This window comes from Shewanella atlantica, from assembly GCF_003966265.1.
In the GTDB taxonomy this organism is placed as follows: domain Bacteria; phylum Pseudomonadota; class Gammaproteobacteria; order Enterobacterales; family Shewanellaceae; genus Shewanella; species Shewanella atlantica.
In genome coordinates this window covers 764,673-783,013 of sequence record NZ_RXNV01000001.1, presented here as the reverse complement: position 1 = coordinate 783,013, position 18,341 = coordinate 764,673, and the positions used below count along the sequence as shown (strand labels likewise).

17 protein-coding genes are annotated in these 18,341 nt (G+C 46.6%); 4 read left to right on the top strand and 13 right to left on the bottom strand.

What is annotated here, in order from left to right; genetic code table 11:
* Nucleotides 1-15: 15 nt before the first annotated feature.
* Nucleotides 16-1,212 carry a tyrosine--tRNA ligase gene (gene tyrS, locus EKG39_RS03380; protein WP_126504203.1) on the top strand — a complete coding sequence of 399 codons (1,197 nt, stop codon included), beginning with the start codon at nt 16-18 and terminating at the stop codon, nt 1,210-1,212.
* 125 nt (nt 1,213-1,337) lie between these two features.
* Here the strand turns inward: tyrS and EKG39_RS03375 are convergent, their stop codons facing one another.
* The 6 genes from EKG39_RS03375 to EKG39_RS03350 all read right to left on the bottom strand — a co-directional run bounded on the left by EKG39_RS03375 (nt 1,338) and on the right by EKG39_RS03350 (nt 6,463).
* Nucleotides 1,338-2,972 carry a peptide MFS transporter gene (locus EKG39_RS03375; protein ID WP_126504201.1) on the bottom strand — a complete coding sequence of 545 codons (1,635 nt, stop codon included), beginning with the start codon at nt 2,970-2,972 and terminating at the stop codon, nt 1,338-1,340.
* 182 nt (nt 2,973-3,154) lie between these two features.
* Nucleotides 3,155-3,628: a nuclear transport factor 2 family protein gene (locus EKG39_RS03370; RefSeq protein WP_425470131.1), complete on the bottom strand. Its 474-nt coding sequence runs from the start codon at nt 3,626-3,628 to the stop codon at nt 3,155-3,157.
* Between the two features lie 2 nt (nt 3,629-3,630).
* Nucleotides 3,631-4,257, bottom strand: coding sequence for a trimeric intracellular cation channel family protein (locus EKG39_RS03365; protein ID WP_126504197.1), 627 nt, complete (start codon nt 4,255-4,257; stop codon nt 3,631-3,633).
* A complete protein-coding gene (locus EKG39_RS03360; protein WP_126504708.1) occupies nt 4,254-4,631 on the bottom strand; it encodes a DUF2721 domain-containing protein in 378 nt (125 codons plus the stop codon). The genes EKG39_RS03365 and EKG39_RS03360 overlap by 4 nt, the downstream gene beginning before the upstream one ends.
* Before the next feature lie 129 nt (nt 4,632-4,760).
* Nucleotides 4,761-5,744 (bottom strand): cobalamin biosynthesis protein CobD/CbiB, encoded by a 984-nt coding sequence (locus tag EKG39_RS03355; RefSeq protein WP_126504195.1) that lies wholly within the window; start codon nt 5,742-5,744, stop codon nt 4,761-4,763.
* A gap of 26 nt (nt 5,745-5,770) precedes the next feature.
* The gene (locus EKG39_RS03350) at nt 5,771-6,463 is read right to left on the bottom strand and encodes a 5'-methylthioadenosine/adenosylhomocysteine nucleosidase (RefSeq protein ID WP_126504193.1); all 693 of its coding nucleotides are present in this window, start codon (nt 6,461-6,463) and stop codon (nt 5,771-5,773) included.
* A 356-nt stretch (nt 6,464-6,819) separates the two neighbouring features.
* Here EKG39_RS03350 and EKG39_RS03345 point away from each other — a divergent pair, with 356 nt between their 5' ends.
* Entirely contained in the window at nt 6,820-8,121 is a 1,302-nt protein-coding gene (locus EKG39_RS03345; protein ID WP_126504191.1) for a diguanylate cyclase domain-containing protein, read from the top strand.
* A gap of 128 nt (nt 8,122-8,249) precedes the next feature.
* Here the strand turns inward: EKG39_RS03345 and EKG39_RS03340 are convergent, their stop codons facing one another.
* The 5 genes from EKG39_RS03340 to betI form a co-directional block, all read right to left on the bottom strand.
* A complete protein-coding gene (locus EKG39_RS03340) occupies nt 8,250-8,954 on the bottom strand; it encodes a TorF family putative porin (RefSeq protein ID WP_126504189.1) in 705 nt (234 codons plus the stop codon).
* Between the two features lie 16 nt (nt 8,955-8,970).
* A complete protein-coding gene (locus tag EKG39_RS03335; protein ID WP_126504187.1) occupies nt 8,971-10,188 on the bottom strand; it encodes a BCCT family transporter in 1,218 nt (405 codons plus the stop codon).
* Nucleotides 10,189-10,418: 230 nt separating this feature from the next.
* Entirely contained in the window at nt 10,419-12,113 is a 1,695-nt protein-coding gene (betA, locus tag EKG39_RS03330) for a choline dehydrogenase (protein ID WP_126504185.1), read from the bottom strand.
* A 9-nt stretch (nt 12,114-12,122) separates the two neighbouring features.
* Nucleotides 12,123-13,586 (bottom strand): betaine-aldehyde dehydrogenase, encoded by a 1,464-nt coding sequence (gene betB, locus EKG39_RS03325; RefSeq protein ID WP_126504183.1) that lies wholly within the window; start codon nt 13,584-13,586, stop codon nt 12,123-12,125.
* On the bottom strand, nt 13,577-14,182 hold the full coding sequence (betI, locus tag EKG39_RS03320; RefSeq protein ID WP_126504181.1) for a transcriptional regulator BetI: 606 nt from the start codon (nt 14,180-14,182) through the stop codon (nt 13,577-13,579). Before betI ends, betB begins: the two co-directional genes overlap by 10 nt.
* Nucleotides 14,183-14,807: 625 nt before the next feature.
* On the opposite strand from betI, the gene EKG39_RS03315 reads away from it, so the two are divergent.
* Nucleotides 14,808-15,782, top strand: coding sequence for a nucleoside hydrolase (locus tag EKG39_RS03315; RefSeq protein WP_126504179.1), 975 nt, complete (start codon nt 14,808-14,810; stop codon nt 15,780-15,782).
* A gap of 164 nt (nt 15,783-15,946) precedes the next feature.
* Here EKG39_RS03315 and EKG39_RS03310 read toward each other — a convergent pair whose 3' ends face one another.
* Together EKG39_RS03310 and EKG39_RS03305 are read right to left on the bottom strand one after the other, a co-directional pair.
* Nucleotides 15,947-16,522 carry a sugar O-acetyltransferase gene (locus tag EKG39_RS03310; protein WP_126504177.1) on the bottom strand — a complete coding sequence of 192 codons (576 nt, stop codon included), beginning with the start codon at nt 16,520-16,522 and terminating at the stop codon, nt 15,947-15,949.
* A 312-nt stretch (nt 16,523-16,834) separates the two neighbouring features.
* The gene (locus tag EKG39_RS03305) at nt 16,835-17,047 is read right to left on the bottom strand and encodes a hypothetical protein (RefSeq protein ID WP_126504175.1); all 213 of its coding nucleotides are present in this window, start codon (nt 17,045-17,047) and stop codon (nt 16,835-16,837) included.
* A 304-nt stretch (nt 17,048-17,351) separates the two neighbouring features.
* Between EKG39_RS03305 and EKG39_RS03300 the strand changes: the two genes are divergently transcribed.
* The gene (locus EKG39_RS03300) at nt 17,352-17,849 is read left to right on the top strand and encodes a hypothetical protein (protein WP_126504173.1); all 498 of its coding nucleotides are present in this window, start codon (nt 17,352-17,354) and stop codon (nt 17,847-17,849) included.
* Nucleotides 17,850-18,341 lie beyond the last annotated feature (492 nt).

Here is an 18,341-nt window from a genome sequence, read left to right as displayed (position 1 = left end):
GGAGTAGCTGGCGAGATGGCTGATTTAGACCAAGCATTAGCAGAAATTAAACGTGGTACCGATGAGATTTTACTCGAAGCGGATCTGCTGGAAAAATTAAAAGAGGGACGTCCCTTACGTATCAAGCTTGGAGCCGATCCTACCGCGCCTGATATTCATTTAGGTCATACCGTGATCCTGAATAAGATGCGTACCTTTCAGGAGCTGGGTCATGAGGTTATCTTCTTGATCGGCGACTTTACCGGTATGGTCGGTGATCCAAGCGGTAAGAACAGTACTCGTCCTCCTTTGACCCGTGAGCAAGTATTGGCTAATGCCGAAACCTATAAGCAGCAGGTCTATAAAATCTTAGACCCGGCTAAGACGCGTATCGAGTTTAACTCCAGCTGGCTTGAGCCACTAGGCGCTGCCGGTATGATCCGTTTGGCTTCGAAGCAGACGGTTGCTCGCATGATGGAGCGTGACGACTTTAAGAAGCGTTATGGCTCTGGTCAGTCTATCGCGATTCATGAATTCATGTACCCACTGTTACAGGGTTATGACTCGGTGGCACTTAAGTCTGATGTTGAGCTCGGCGGTACCGATCAGAAGTTTAACTTGCTGATGGGGCGTGAGCTGCAAAAGTCAGAAGGCCAAAAGCCACAAACGGTTATCATGATGCCATTGCTTGAAGGCCTCGATGGCGTGAAGAAGATGTCTAAGTCAGCACACAACTATATTGGTGTGAGTGAGCCTGCCGGTGAGATGTTTGGTAAGATCATGTCTATCTCAGATGATTTGATGTGGCGCTATTTTGAACTGTTATCATTCCGTCCACTGGGTGAAATTGAGCAGTTCAAGGCGGATGTAGAAGCCGGTGCCAACCCTCGTGACATTAAGATTGCGCTAGCCAAGGAGATCATTGCACGCTTCCATGATGAAGCCGCTGCCGATGCTGCTCATCAGGAGTTTATCAACCGTTTCCAAAAAGGCGCTATCCCTACCGATATTCAAGAGTTAGAGATCGCGGCCGGTGAAGGGATCGCTATCGCTAACCTACTTAAAGAGGCTGGGCTTGTTAACTCGACCTCAGATGCGATGCGCATGATCAAGCAAGGTGCCGCCAAGATTGATGGGGCTAAGATTGAAGATACCCGTCTTCAGCTAAGCGCCGGAACGACCGGTGTGTTCCAGGTAGGTAAGCGTAAGTTTGCTAAGATCACTCTGGTTTAAATAGCTGGTTTAAAGCCTTGGTTTAAAGTTCCGATTTAGAGCCTGGGCTAAGCAGTTAGCCCCTCTAGCTAAAAAGCCGATAAAATGGCCTGTATTTTACAGGCCATTTTTGATCCAGCGTTTGATTAACGAACCCCGTGCATGCCCCGTGTCAGTATCGGTGAGATAATAATGAGAAAAGCGCCACTGATGATGCCGGTCCACATTAAGAATTCAAACAGCTGTATGTAAGTCACACTAGTCTGAGCTATGTCCATGCTTTCAGGGCTGCTTCTGTCGATGGCCGCGAGTTGTCCTAAACGCATCGCCAGAGTTTCCGAAAGTGCCGTGGCCAGAAACCAGATCCCCATGGAGAGGCCGACTACCTTATGGATTGCTAACTTAGTTACCGCCGAAAGCCCTACAGGCGACAGGCAGAGCTCACCCGTTGTATGGAGCAGGTAAGCCAGCACCAGCCACCATAGACTCATTTTTCCTGCTTCATCGGGAAAGTGGGAACCCAGGACGAGAACACCGAAACCTAACCCCGCCTGAATGATCCCTAAGCCAAATTTTATCGGGATATTGGGGTTTAATTTAAACTTGTCCAGCCAGACCCAAAATGCCGCGAAGGGCAGGGCCAGTAGCATAATGAAGCCGGCATTGAGGGAGCCAAATTGACCCGCGGCTATCTCAATACTCAAAATGTTGCGGTCGATGACCCTATCGGCAAACAGGGTCATAGAGCCGGCGGCTTGCTCAAACAGAGCCCAGAAGACAATCGTCGATGCGATGAGTACCATGAGTACGCTCATCTGGTGCATCTCTTCCCGGGTGCCTTTATATGCGGCATAGGCTATTAATCCCACACCGGATACCACTAATACGACCTGCTGAGCCGCAAACACCAGAGTCTCATGTTGGATCACCAGCCAGATCAGCCCCAGACTCAGCAAAGCTATGAGGTAAATCAGTAATTCCCGATTGATGGGCCCCAGAACTTTCTCTGTAAGAAGTTCTGGCTCGCCTGGTTCGGCCAACCCCTTCAGATGCTTTTGTCCCTTGAGGAAGGTAAATAAGCCGATTAACATACCTCCCCCCGCGCTGCCGAAACCATAGCCCCAGCCAAACGTTTCGCCCAGGTAGACACAAATAATCGTTGCGGCGAAGGCACCGATATTGATCCCCATATAAAATATGGTGAAGCCTGAATCCCGGCGGACATCGTCTTTGCTATAGAGTTGGCCCACTATGGTGGAGATATTAGGTTTTAAAAAGCCGACACCGACAACAATCAAGGCTAAGGCCAGGTAAAAGATATTGAGGGCGGCTAAATCACGAATTTGTACAGTTTCGCTCAACACTGTGCCAGCCACCAGTGTCGTGCCATCATTTAGGATGATATCCGAGATAAGCTCACTGCCGGCGGTGTACTGTATTGCCTGATGACCTTCAACTGCCATCAAGAGGTGCCCAATGCACAGCAATATTCCGCCGAATATAACAGCCTTACGCATGCCTAAATACCTATCGGCCAACATGCCACCCACAACCGGTAATGAGTAAACCAGGCCGGCATAGGCTCCCAATACCTCGAGACCTGCGCCATCGGAAAACAGATGATACTTGGTCAGATAGAGGAGTAGCAGATACTTCATCCCATAGAAAGAAAACCGCTCCCACATTTCAGTGGCAAAGCAGATATACAAGCCTTTGGGGTGGCCAAATAACTCTTCGTCAGCTACCGGATTTTTTTCAGGAAGCTCTGGAACTGACTCCATAAACAGATCCTCGAACCATGAGTACAAGACTAATTCTAGTCGATGGTTATGGACGTGTACGGTTTAGCTAAGCCGGAGTGCCGGTATCGGCCAGGAAAAGGTCTTATGGGGTAAGGGGGGCTGGAGTCTTATCTGGTAAGAAGGTGATAGGCCCCCCGTTTGCGGGCGGGAGCCTGTCATGATTACTGACCCGCTAACTGATCTGCCATGGTTTGGTAATCCATCAAATCTTCGTGCTCTTTGATCCTATGGGTATCCATGTCTAACTTCACCGTGGTGACTCCGGGAATGGCTAAGTCGATAATTTTACCGGGTTTACCAAACTGCTCGCCCGGCCCCTTGTAGTGATAATTGCCAATCATTACGACCAGTGAGCCAGAGTTAAACATATGTTCAATATTAAACCCATACTCGAGTACCCCCTGATGGGCGCGTTTCAGGAAGCTGAGTATATGACGTCTGCCGGTGTATTTCTTACTCGCGGTCTTGTCATTGAAAACACTGTCCCGGTTGTAAAAATTGAATAAGGTTTTGTAGTCGTGATCGGTCAATGCCTGAATATACTTCACGGCCAGTTGCTGCTCGATGGGCATCTGTGTGGTGTTGGCCATCGAAGGTAGGCTGAAAAAGGTAAAAATTAACCAGAGATATCGCAAGTTCATTGTTTATTCGTCTTCAGATCAAATGCAGGTAGAGAAAGATGCCATTTTATCGCGGCCAGCCTGATGGCCAAGGCTACGATCATCGCAAGCACCAAGGCTTGTTTATCGACAGCCCCTAAGTGAATACTCAGGCTGTAGCCGATCCCGCCTACGATAGATGCGGTTGCATATATTTCGGTCCGTAAAATCATAGGTACTTGTCGGCATAATAGATCTCGAATCATGCCTCCTCCTACGCCCGTTATCAAGCCCATTACAACGGCTATCATTCCACCTAACTCGAGGCTGAGAGCTTTCTCGGCACCAATAACAGTAAAGAGAGCGAGCCCTAATGCATCTGCTATGGGAAGGGTATGCTGCGGCACTTTCTTAGGCTTTCGCACAAATAGCATAGTCAAAAGCACTGTTATTAATATGACGATGATGTAGTTTGGGTCGCGGATCCAAAAAACCGGTGTGGTTCCAAGCAGGGCATCGCGAATGCTGCCGCCGCCTACTGCAGTTACTGAGGCTAATACGATCACGCCGAAGGGATCCATTCGATGGCGGCCTGCGGCGAGGGCTCCGGAGAGGGCAAATACGGCGGTACCACACAGGTCGAAAAAGTAGATCCACTCTGTCATTGATCCATCTCTTTAAGATGATGGTTCAGGGCGTCGACCGAGATGCGGATCTCTTTTACCGATAAAAGTAGAGAGTAGAGCAGCAGCAACAGGCTACAGCCGAAAATAACTGAACCTATCTTATTGAGTCCGATATAGATGAAGATCATGCAAACAACGCATAGCGCGAAGCTCATGACGCCGGATTCCTGCATGCGTTTGATTATGATGATCCTCTGCCTCAAGTTTTTTAACTGTTCACTATGAACCGGCTTGCCGTTATTGCTGAGACTTCTGATCAGTGCAGCAAGTGAAAAAAAACGGTTGGTATATGCCAGTAACAGCAGTGAAATAGCCGGAAACAGGAGCGCAGGAGTGGTTAAGGATACATGAATATGTTCAAACAAAGTCAGTTGCCTATAGCGGAAATAGGGAGTTAATTAGGTGAATAATACCAATGGATTTTGTGAATACCAAACAGATTAATTTGTAAATAAGAAGTAATAGCTAATTTTATCGGCAGATTAGCTGTGGAGATAGCGTAAACCAGCCCAGATGAGTGGCATGGATATCACGAAGAAGATCCAGATACCATAAGTGGTATTGGCCAGTCTGATAGCCGATGTTATCGAGTCTGCATTAGGTTTGGGGCCGTGGTTCAGTTTGGTTGTATCTACCTTTATTCCGTTGAACTTCATAGGCCCTCCTAATTCTACATTCAACACTCTTGCTGAAATGGAGCAGGTATTAATGCAGTTATGCAAGGGCTGAGTGTTGGGGAGAGGTTTAAGCAGGCTTAGGATAGTTTGAGGCCCCCCCTGAATGGCAATGCTGATATTCCATAACCAGCTGGGCACGATAAATAGCAGGGTGCTTAACAGATAAACAGGTTTACCAAAGTGGGAAAATTGAGGATTGATGGGAGGCCAGCAAAGCTCCAGTTGTTTAATCATTCGGGTGATGAGTACCAGAGGTGCGCCACCTATACCGAAGAAAATGATCGTCGATACCGTGCCATATACTGGTGTGGTGACGAGTTTTTCTATGGTCGCTTTGGCAATACCAACTTCGCTAAGCTCTTTTGTATCCCGGTAGAGCCAGGGAGAGAGAATCGATCTGGCTCTGTTTTTGTCTTCTTGGTATAACGCCTGCTTCACCTCTATGGCCGTTTGATTGAAGTTCTCATCATTGAGACAGATGTATAGGGTGACAAATTCAAAGAACCAGGGGAAAGCGGCGAGTTGCATCAGAAAGGTCATAATTGCCGAAAAGGGTAAGACCAATAGGATACAGGCTAAAGTACCGGCGATGAGTTGCTGAGAGGGGGCTCGACTTGTGTGATTGACCTTGGCGGCGAGTTCTTTTGCCAGTAGCCCAAACCAGACGATAGGCTGATAGTTACGTGGTAGCGGCGCAATTTTTGATAACAGCAGACTGATAATAAGGATCATGGCCCCTTGATAAAAAGGAGAGTCATTAAGTAGTTGTGCAGCAAACTCTGGAACCATGATCTTTACCTAAATGCATTAATAAATTATAGCTGCTCTAGTAGTGCTATCACCATTAACGCAGAATGATGGCCCGCTTTAACTAAGTACTCATCGAAATCGACAGGAGAGTCATTATTAGCATTATCAGATAATGAGCGGATCACAACAAAGGGCACATCGAACTGATGACATACCTGAGCGATAGCCGCGCCTTCCATCTCGCATGCAGCCATAGTCGGGAAGTGCTCTAACATAGTCTTAGTACGGACAGGGTCACAGATAAAACTGTCACCGGTACAGATCAATCCTTCGATGGCTTTCACTTCGCCCAGGCTGGCGACAGCTTTTTGCGCCGCGGTAACGAGTGCTGCATCGGGAATAAAGGCTGCAGGTTGTTGTGCCATCTGGCCAATCTCATAGCCGAATGCGGTTACATCGACATCGTGGTGGCGCACTTCAGATGAGATAACTATATCACCGATAGCAAGTTCATCGGCAAAGCCGCCAGCCGAACCGGTATTAATAATAGCGTCAGGCGCATATTTTTCGATAAGTAATGTGGTTGCGATACTGGCGGTGACCTTGCCAATACCGGAGCGAGTGACGACCACTTCTTTGCCTGCAAGCTGGCCCGCAACAAACTCGATACCCGCAATTGTTGTAGAGCTTGGGTTTTCCATCGACTCAATTAAATGCGCAACTTCCGGCTCCATAGCGCCAATAATACCGATTTTCATTTAATAACCTTCTTTGACTACCTGACTGAATATGGGCGCTAATATAACATGGGGTATCGCATTTAGTGAAAAATCTGCAGTGAGTGGCTTGGCTTTAAATAGAAGTCTTAGTTCGGTATTTAGTTCATTGGCTTTTATTTCAGATTTCGTTTTTAATCTGTTTTCGAAGTGGCCTCTATATATCGCCTGATAATTCAACTGTTTTGAGTCGGTGAGTTATAATATCCATGAGAGTTACTTGTAGAGACGGCAACTAAACTCAGGAGTTGTTTCCGTATTGAGTTGTCGTTGATAAGAGATATCACTAAACGTTTAAATTTTAGCTTTAGTTCTTTGGAAACACAGGGAGAGCCAGATTGAGTATTCGCTTAAAGCTATCACTATTATTGGGCTTGCTTTTTTTAGCCGCAATTTTCAACTCAATTTTTACCTTCCAGTTAGAGAGCTACGGCGAGGAAAAGCTGAAGTGGGTGATCCACACGCACGAGGTGTTGAATGAAACACAGGCATTGTCTGGTGCGATGAAAGATGCTGAAACCGGGCAACGAGGGTATTTACTGACAACTAACTCGGCATATTTAGAGCCCTACCATAATGGTGCTCTTATCGCTAAAGAGAGCTTTATCAGATTAAAAAAACTCACCTCTGATAACCCCGAACAGCAAGATATTTTGAACGCAATCGAAGAGCAGATGCAGCTTAAGTTTCTGGAGTTGGAGGAGACGATTGAACTGGTTCAGGGTGATAATAACGAGATGGCCGTTCAGGTGGTGGGTGATAACCGGGGCAAGCAATATATGGATAATATCCGCAGCCTCTTCGCTACGTTTATTAATGCAGAAAAACTGTTGTTGGAGCAGAGAAAGGGAGATTTCAGAGAAAACAGAGCGCAGATAACCACCCTTATCATCGTTGAGATTGTCCTGTTTATTGGCCTTTTCTTCGTGACTATTAACTTTTTACGGCGGAGCTTCTTCCATCCCCTGGAGCTACTGCTTTCCAGCGTGAAGAAATTAGAGGAGGGGCATAAGCTGGAAGTGAATGACGTGGTTAAAAACGATGAGATGGGGCACTTACTCTCAACCTTCTTTGTTATGAGTGAAAAGGTCTATCAAAGAGAGCAAGATCTCGGCTTTAAGGCTCATCACGATGAGCTAACCGGATTAAAGAATCGACTCACTATGCCCGAAGAGATAGAGACTGTGATTGGTGAAGTGCAGGAGTGCGGCGGCATGATTGCTGTGTTGTTTATTGATCTTGACCGCTTCAAAGAGATAAATGATCAGTATGGGCATCATGTTGGTGATTTAGTGATTAAAGAGACCGCTTATCGTATTAAATATGCTGTACGTGACAGCGATACAGTATTTAGGGTCGGAGGCGATGAGTTTTTGGTTGTCATAAAAGATATCAAAAATATGACTCATATACATAATGTGGTTAATAACATTGTACGTGAGTTTAAACATCCGGCGACTCTCGAGGGGAAGGAGATCGATATATCGGTCAGTGTCGGTGTCGCGGTATCTCCCGAGGATTCGGTGGACAGGAAAGAGTTAATAAAATTTGCCGATGTTGCCATGTATGCGGCTAAACAGGATAGCGCAGCCTGTTACAGAATGTTCGATAAAGGCATGTTAAGACGCGGGAGCGATTGAGAATAAAGTGCCCTTGTAGTGGTTTAGCAAATCAAGTTTCAATTTTTCCGGCTACCTATCCATTAAATAAAAAACGGTATAACGCCTGAGCGTTATACCGTTTTACTTAACTGCTTATTAAGCCTGACTTAAAAAGCAAAGGTGCGCGCTACAGATAATACCGCTCGGGTATCACTGGCATCGGTATCCATGCTGGTATCTTCCACGGCAAGATTAAAATCGAAGCCTTTCCAGCTTGTCATATACTCGGCACGGAAATGGTTATAGGCCTTATCGCCATCCCATGCCCACTTATCCTCATCGAGCGATGTCGAACGATCGAAACTCACTCGAATATCATGACCTTCGGCGACGCTAAAGGTGTGTGCAGCCATCATGATGTAGTGACCCGCATCTACACCGAAGTAATCCCAGGTGTACCAGAAGTTCAGTTCACTCTGTCCGACAGACGATGAATAGCCAAACTTGGTATACAGCTCCGGATATTGGTACTCATCCGAGAACGAGTCGCCATGGTAGGTGTAATAGGCGATACCTGCATCCAGTGATACACGCTCCGTAAGCTGGAGGAAGTGACCGCCGTAAAAATCAAGCTCCAGCCAGGTATCATCACCCGAACCAAAATCGACGTTTGACGCCCAGGTTCCGACATACCAACCAGAATCAGCGGCGTAATCCAGGCTGGCCTGCAGAGCCGGACCGCTGTCTGTCTGGCTCACACCGTTAAAGGTATAATCGGAGACAGCTGTGACGGTTGAGCTAACCCCGGCCATCGTCGTAGTCGGCAAGGCTATCAATCCAAGTATGGCCAGTCGCTTCATTGTGTTATTCATCATTTCCCTTTTGTTTTTAGTTAGCTAATTCAATTTTACTGAAATCAATTTTGTTTTCTGTCGGTGAGTGCTCGATGGCCGCCACCTTGCGGTATTTCTTCGCTAGGATATAACCGAAGCAAGCTAAGATCAGGCTGATAGCCAAGGCGCCGACCCACTGAATTTGTAAGAAATCCAGCTTAAACAACAAAGTTAATCCGCTCATCAGGGCTATGTTGCCAATGATGTACCTGGTCTTGCCGAAACGCTCAACAGTCAGGTTGAGGTTGTCTGTGTACAGACGAATCAAGGAGTCGAGTGAGTTAATTACGAAGGTGATACCCACCAGAACCATGGCCAGATTATAGAAGCCAGTGGTGGCGATTTCGTTGGCACTGTAGTAATAGAGCACGGTAAACCAGACCGCGATTGGCACAGATGGGAATACCATCATGGCTATCAATACCTGATAGGTTCTCATGCCACCGACAAAACGTGCGGTAAACTGTCCGATCATAATGCTCCATGCAAACCACCAGAACAGGTAGAATTCATGGTAATCATTCATGGGCAGTACGAAGTGGTGTAGGTTGCCAAAGTAATCGCCAATCAAGGCAAAGGTAGTCACAAACTCACCTATTCCCGAACCGTCCGATAAAAATGCTCCTGCCCACATTAATGCGATTAAGCCGATGAACAACCAGGTAGTTGCCAAGCTCAGGATGCGAACGTAACGAATACTGGTACTGGAGTATACGGCGGCTGCAATGGCGACAAATACTATCAGGTAGAAACTGCTGACAATGGTTTCGCCGTCGCCCATCTCTGGCAGATACCAGGGGAGGTTGGTTAGCAAGAGGTAAGCGGTAAAGGCACAGGTGCCGATAATCACTAAGTTATTAATGAACTTAATCAATGGGATCTCGAAGAATTTTACTCTTGGCTCGACTACACAGAAGTAGAAGCAGGTTAAGAAGTAAAATGCCCAGATCAGAAATGCCCAGAAACCAAATTCAATTGCTAATGGATTGGTAAAGCCATACTCAGGGCTAGTGCTTAAGTCGGCGTAGCCACCGAACTCAGTTAGCGGGAACATGATCAATCCCACATCCAAACCTGAGGTAAATAGTATTGCGATAAAGGTAAAGGTACGAACCGGTGTGACACCGATACATTTCACATTACCCCAGCGATAGAGCACAAAGGCGATGGCGGCGAAGGTGAATAATATCCCTATTGTAAGCCAAGTGGTCATATTTGAACTCCTGACTTAATCTCTCCGTAAAACATAGGTTTAGTTCCTTATTTTCGTTCTTATTATGCCCGCGAGCAGCAAATATTGGCTGCAAAAATCCCTCAAGCCTTAATTGCCGCTTTAACGACAGTTAAGGTTTGATAAATTAAACGTGGCGATTAGGGCCATTTAGCCTTATTGACTTAGGCTGGCCTTGAGCCTAGGTACCCGTTCTATCTATTAAAAACAGATCAAGCGTGTTCTCTTTTTGGGGCGTGTAACCGCTGTTTCTGTTGCCATTGCTCGGCATAGGTCACCGTCGCCCCACTGGCTGGCAATGGCGTCTTGCCTAAGATGATGTCAGCCGCTCGCTCTGCCAGCATGATGGTCGGCGAGTTAAGGTTGCCATTAGGTATGGTGGGGAAAATAGAGGAATCAACCACCCTAAGCCCTTCAATACCATGCACTCTGGTTTCTGAGTCCACCACTGCCATCTCATCTTCTCCCATCTTGCATGAACAAGAGGGGTGATAGGCGCTCTCGACCGAACTTCTGACGAAGGCATCGATCTCTTCATCGGTTTGAACCGAAATCCCGGGCTGTATCTCTTCACCTCGGTATTCATCAAGCGCTGGCTGATTGATGATCTCACGAGTTAAACGAACGCAGGCGCGGAAACCTTCGATATCATCCTTGTGAGACAGATAGTTAAACTGGATGCTAGGTGCCACCTTAGGATCATTCGAAACCACTTTGACACTGCCACGACTCTTTGGCTTGTTGTGGCCGATATGAACCTGGAAACCGTGACCCGCGAAGGCCTCTTTTCCGTCGTAGCGCATGGCGGCAGGCAGGAAATGATATTGCAGATCCGGCCACTCCAGACCCGCTTTGGAGCGAATAAAGCCACAAGACTCGAAGTGGTTTGTCGCGCCAAGCCCTGACTTATCTAAGATCCAGCGGGTACCAATAAATAGCTTGTTGAGTGGATCCAATTTACCGTTCAGCGAGATAGGCTTAAGGCATTTGAACTGAAAGTAGAACTCGAGATGATCCTGCAGGTTTTCACCCACGCCCGGTAGTTCGTGTACTTGCTCTATGCCAGCCTTGGAAAGTGTCTCTGCGGCGCCAATTCCTGAAAGCTGCAGTATATGCGGTGAACCGATAGAGCCTGCAGATAACACCACTTCATTACTGCAACGCACATCTGTCATCTTGCCCTTGCGTTCGAAACGAACACCAACGGCTTTTTTATCTTCAAATAGTACCTTGTGTACCTGGGCATGGGTGATGACAGTGAGGTTTTCACGCTTCATTGCCGGCCTCAGGTAGGCGTTAGATGTTGACCAACGCACGCCATTTTTAATGGTCATGTGCATCGGACCAAAGCCCTCTTGCTGTGCGCCGTTGTAGTCGTCGGTGGATAAGTAACCCGCATCTACGCCAGCAGCGACAAACGCCTTGTACAGTGGGTTTTTCATCTCATTACCGTTGTTGACTGCCAGTGGACCATTAACACCGCGATAATCATCTTCACCAAACGCCCAGCTTTCCGCTTTCTTGAAATAGGGCAGACAGTGAGCGTAATCCCAATTCTTGGCACCATGTTGCTGCCATTCATCGAAATCTCGGGCATGACCACGTACATACACCATGCCATTGATCGATGAGGAGCCGCCCAATACCTTGCCGCGAGGGCAGTGCATGCGTCGATTGTCCAGGTGAGGCTCGGCTTCGGTCTCAAACTGCCACGCATACTTTGGGGTATTCATGGGAATCGATAGCGCGGTTGGCATCTGAATAAAGATGCTTCTGTCACTGCCGCCGGTTTCAATCAGTAACACGCTGTTATTTGCGTCAGCCGATAAACGATTGGCTAACACGCAGCCTGCGCTGCCAGCGCCAACGATAATATAGTCGTATTGTGTGTTTGATGTTTGGGTCATGTCAGCTCCTTAAAACGGACTTTCAAGAGGCTGCATACCTACGTATACGGCTTTGATTTGGGTGTATGCTTTTAGGGTCTCGCTACCGTTCTCGCGGCCAATGCCTGACATCTTGTAGCCGCCAACCGGCATCTCTGCTGGGGAGGCACCATAGGCATTTATCCAGCAGATCCCAGCTTGCATCTGATGAATAACGCGGTGAGCTCGGGTGATGTCTTGGGTAAATACACCTGCGGCCAAGCCTAAACGGGTATCGTTAGCACGACGGATCACTTCCTCTTCATCGTTAAAGGGGAGCAGTGACATCACGGGGCCAAAGATCTCCTCTTTGCTCAATGTCATCTCATCCGTGCAGTTACCAAAGATGGTCGGAGCGACAAAGTAGCCATTGGGGCTGTTTTCGGGCTTAAGTGCATCTCCACCGGCAAGTAGCTCGGCGCCCTCTTTTTTACCTATCTCAATGTAACTCAGCACCTTGTCTCGATGCGTCTTTGAGATAAGCGCGCCGAAGTTAGTCTCGCCATCCATTGGATCGCCGCAGACGATGTTGTCACGGGTGCGCTTTAGCAGTTTTTCAATAAACTGCGGATAGATATCTTGTTGCACGAACACGCGGGTGCCATTGGTGCAGACTTCTCCCTGGGTGTAGAAGTTAGCCAGCATGGCGGCAGATACGGCATTGTCTATATCGGCATCATTAAAGATAATCAGCGGTGACTTGCCGCCTAACTCCATGGTGACCTCTTTCAGTGAGCCAGCTGCTGCTGCCATCACTTTCTTACCTGTACCCACTTCACCGGTGAAGGAGACTTTAGCGATATCATCATGGGTGGTCAGCCAGGCACCGACACGGCCATCTCCCTGGACGACATTAAAGACGCCATCGGGTACGCCTGCCTGAGTCAAAATCTCGGCCAGTTTTATGGCACCAAGTGGCGTCTCTTCTGATGGTTTGAAGATCATCACGTTACCGCAGGCCAGCGCAGGCGCCGACTTCCAACAGGCTATCTGCAGCGGGTAGTTCCATGCGCCAATTCCCGCACAGATCCCTAATGGCTCACGGCGGGTATAATAGAAATCATCGCCAACCTGTTGCTGGTTGCCTTCGATACTCGGGGCAAGGCCTGCGAAAAATTCGATGGAATCAGCGCCGGTAACCACATCTACCACGGAGGCTTCCTGCCAAGGCTTACCTGTGTCTTGCACTTCGATTGCCGCAAGTTCGTCGTTGCGCTCTCGCAGGAGTGCGACGGCTTTTAACAGGATACGACTACGTTCTGTCGCGGTCATTTTTGACCAAATATCAAAACCTGATTTGGCACTTTCTATGGCCGCTTTCTGAATACTCGCGTCGGCGGTCTCGACTAAGTAGCTGACTTTTCCGGTAGCCGGGTTAATGACTTCGAAGGTTTCACCTGTGTCATTGGAGAGATACTGTCCATGGACATAATTTTGATAAACAACTAACGACATCGATTTTCTCCGTACTGCATGATCACTGCCTCGATGAAGGCTTTACATAAAATTTGGGCCTGTTCGAACTCTTTTTCTGGTGCAGGACTTAATGCACTACGCAGCCAAAAGCCATCGATCATTGCGGCTGTCTGTTTAGCAGCTGTGATGGCTTGGGGTTGGGGGAGTAACTTTTTAAATGAGAACAAAAGGTTGCTATACAGTCGTTGACTGTTGATATGTTGCAGTCTGGCAAGTCCCTGCTCATGCATGGCTTGTGACCAGAAGCTTAGCCAGGTTTTTGTTGCCGGTGTTGAACGTTGCAGCTCGGTAAAATTGGCATCAACAATGGCATGTAATCTCTCAAGCGGTAGCATGCTTTTTCCCGCTGTACGACTTAATAACGCTTGTTTAAGTTGGTCTAGCAGGTATTTCTGTGTCGCTTCAATTAAGCCTTGTTTGCCACCGAAATAATGACTAATGAGCCCTGATGATAATCCTGCCAAGCCACTAATGGTATTGATCGTTGTATTATGCAGGCCATGACGTTCAACAGAGACCAAGGTTGCATCGATTAGCTGCTGTTGTCTGACGGCTTTCATTGGGGGGCGCGGCATAAAAGGCTAAATCCTGAGTGCTATTATTAGTATTTTTGTTCGTTTATTTGTTAATTGAACGTTCAATTAATAACAACTCTAATGGTTAGAGTTGTAACTATCAACCTTTATTCAAGATTGCGACTTGCATCACAGATTTATTTTGTTGATTTGTGGTGGGAGGGTTTCTATTGCAAGTGTTTGTTTCTTAATGGACAAAGTGCATGCTTGAATATTGTTCAAACTTGATAAATTCGATCTAAATTAATTTTGAACAAAAATTAGTTTGAATCATAATTTTTAATCAGAGGCGGATCTGAACCTAAAGATCTTGTTCATATATGCGACTTAAAGTCTTGCTCACCTCCTCAGTGTTAGAGGGAGGGACTTACGGTTTGATCAAAGGGCTTCGGTCTTTTATCTGTGACGTTTCAATGAGGGAAGCTGTAGTTAAACGAACTGATTTGTTCTCTTTGTATTATAAGTTTGATGACCTATCACACTCACCGCCCGTGTCTTCTCGTATATTAGTTAAGCTGTTAAACTTTAAATTATTGCACTATTTAACTTCCTTGATCCCTACTCCGGGAAGTCAAGAGTGAAGCATGCAGATATCGGCATACCAGATAACAGGATGATAAATTCAATGGCAAAAAAAATCATATTAGACACAGATCCAGGTATTGATGATGTAATGGCGATCCTGTTCGCAGAGGCACACCCTGAGATTGAATTAAAGGCGATCACTACTATTTACGGTAATGTGACCATAGAGGGAGCCACCCATAATGCGCTTTATCTGAAGCAGAAATATCAGCTAGAGGCCGATGTATCTCAGGGAGCGAGTAAACCTATAGTCAGACCGCCGGTTGGTCCAACCGTAGTGGTACATGGAGAGAGTGGTTTCGGTGATGTTGAAGTTCCCGCCGAGGTCGAAGGTGAGGCTGATGCCAGGCCTGCGTATCAATATATTATCGATGCCGTTAAAGCTGAGCCTAAAGAGATCACGCTGGTGGCCATCGGTCCTTTGACTAATTTGGCGTTAGCTCTACAGGCCGAGCCGGAGATTGTTAACCTGGTCAAAGAAGTGGTCATCATGGGCGGTGCATTCGGGGTGAACGATCACCGTGGTAATGTTACTCCTTATGCTGAGGCTAATATTCATGACGATCCCCATGCGGCCGACATCGTATTCAGTGCTTCCTGGCCAGTGGTTATCATTGGATTGGATGTCACCGAACAGAGTTTCTTCACCGGAGATTACCTGGACAAGCTTCGTGATGACGCCGGTGAAGTCGGACAATTTATCTGGGATGTCAGCCGTTTTTATCTTAAATTTTATAAAGAGAAAGTTGGCTTGGATGCCTGCCATGTGCACGATCCCTCGGCTATCGCCTATGTGATTGATCCTGAGCTGTTTACCCTCAGGGAAGGGCCTGTACGCGTGGTGACCGATGGACCCGCAGAAGGCATGACAATTCAGAAGTTTGATGGCCGTACGTATCTCCATGATGAATGGGAGAAGCATACGCCACAGCGTGTAGGGGTTGCCGTGAAAGATGCCGAGCTGCTTGAGATATATCGTCAGAGCATCATAGATTACGGTCGCAAAATGAGTTAAGGGTACGCAATAAAAGTTGATGTAATAAGTCTCGAAGCTTACCTGAGGCGCAGTTGAAAACACTGCGCCTTTTTTATTGCAGGCTTAGTAACTCACTTCTGCCCATTGAATGTTGTGGCTGTAGGCGCTACATAAGATTTTGGAAAACTCCGTTCCCTTATAGCCTATTCGTTCTCATGACCCTGCTCATTTTCATGAATCATCCTGATTAACTTAGCAGGCGTCCCACCAAACAGAGAATCAGGCGGCACATCTGTATTAACTACTGAGTTAGCCGCAATCACAGAGCGCGCACCAATGGTCACACCTTTGTTGATCACAACATTGCCACCAATCCACACATCATCCTCAATGGTAATAGGATCGCAGATGGTTGCCCAGTTACGACGTTTGAGATAGTTCAAGTCGTGGCTAGCACAGTAAAGCTGCGTGTTCGGGCCAATCAACACGTTATTGCCAATAGTAATTTTAGCGCCATCTAACATGGTTACATTCATGTTGATGAAGGTTTTTTCTCCGATCGAAATCGTCTTGCCGAACTCACAATAAAATGGAGAGCGGACGATACTAGAAGTTGAAATATTGCCCATTAGCTGTTGAAACAGTTCACTACGTTGAGAGTTATCTGTATTTTGGTTAATGGCCAGCAATAAGTTCGAAGCATTTTGACGGATATGATTAATACTTTCTGCGCCGCCGTCAAAGTCTTCGCCCGCAAGCATCTTTTCGAATTCGGTCATGTTGTCTCTCAACTTTATTGTATAGGTTTGTTGAAACAACATTGTATCACTTGCGGTATCACCTACTTATCACCCCATTCGTAACTTAGCACTAGTGCACATTTCTTGTTACCTTTGCGCAAAAATCCCCCGAGTAGGCCTACGCAGAGTATCTCAAAGTGGTATCACAACTGTGTTGGTAAGAAAGTATTGTCCAGCTGTTGGTTAGGGCAACTCAGTTTTGCCCCAAAGTTTGCTAGCCTTCGAATGAAGGCTGATTACATTTTCTGATTTAGCTTCTGGCTTAGATGGTATTGGTAACTTATTTGAAGGTCATACCTTCAATAGGGACTTATAGCCTGCGGCTCGCTCATGTGCAGATACTTCAGCGAGACGCTGTGAAGCCATCCCTGGCCGCTCTGCGGTTTCATCCTTGAAACCGAAGCTCGCTGCAGTATCTACACTGGGTTGTTTATCTCTTCGAATGAGGTTCCACCAATAACGACGAACAGCTATGGTTGTACAGTTATAATTTGATTCCAGCAATATACAGATTTTGCTTCTCGTTATGTAAAATAAAAAATTCTCGGCTTTACCAATCGAACAAACCTATAGTGTTGAAAAGTAATTGATTTGTTCTTTTTGTGGTTTACATAACGACCCAAAGTGTTTCTCGATTATATAAATTCTCGGTTTTCCCCTCCTTCAGCCCATTGTTTGACAATAGCCTTGATGGTAACTTACTAAAATTATAGTGAATTAATTGTACTCCTTGTTGTTCAACACCGTTCGTTACAAAGGGTTTATCGGAATTCACGCTAATACGCTGTTAAGCGCAAAAGGAATTCGAGTGCCACCAAGTCACCATAAAGAAATAGCTAACTTTTTGAGGGAGAATACTGAGGGCGCCCCCTCTGTTTCAGCCTACCGTGATAACAATAATTCGAGGCCAATACCTATAGGTCAATTTGGAAAAGACTTCTTTTCAACCATAGGGGCATTCGATATGGGGCTTCGGTTGCCATCTGGTAACTTTGAATTTGCGGCCGTTGGCACAAATCAATGGTTACCCAACTCCGTTGCAAGCTCTATTTATTGGTTAGGTGGCCGTGAGTGCAGTGAGTGGCCGCTAGTATGCGAAGATGTCGTTAAACATAATGCTAGGAGCACATACCGTCACATAGCTTATGTTCCTTCGATATTTAGCCTTAAGCTATCTACAGGGCAAGTAATTAATTGGTTACTGGGTGTGCCAATCACTGACAATGAAATAGGCATTTCTGAAAAAGAGGCATTAGAAAGAGCCCAACAAAAATATCCAAGGTGGCTGTTCAGTGAGCGCGCTTAACAAGTCAAAGCACGCGGACTTGGTAAAACTGTCACCTTTTTTGTTCCAAAAAAGCCGCCAGCTTCACCAATCCGGTGTTTGAGGCGTTACCGCATATTTGATTACCATACTTTTCCTAACCAAAACCTCGTGAGTTAGAGTTTTGGAGCTGACTCACTTCTGTCCACAAGTGAGTTACAAAGCACCCGCCACCCAAAATCGAAGAGATAAATACTCAAGTGTAGATACGGCTGAGGACGTTGGTGGCATGGATGCCACCGTCGAGCTTACAAGGAAGTACTTGCAGCGTGCCGAAGAAGTATCTGCACATTCAGCGAGCCGCAGGCTATAGAAAAATCTGAAGTAAAAGGCTTCAGAAAGCTAACCCAATAGGCATTCAGCCCAATGAAACCACTAAAAAGATATTTGAAACTTGTTATCGGACAAGTAGCCAAGTCGTTGGTGAGAGTAAGGCAGCGTTATAGCTAAGACCTATAACACTGCCTGTTGTCA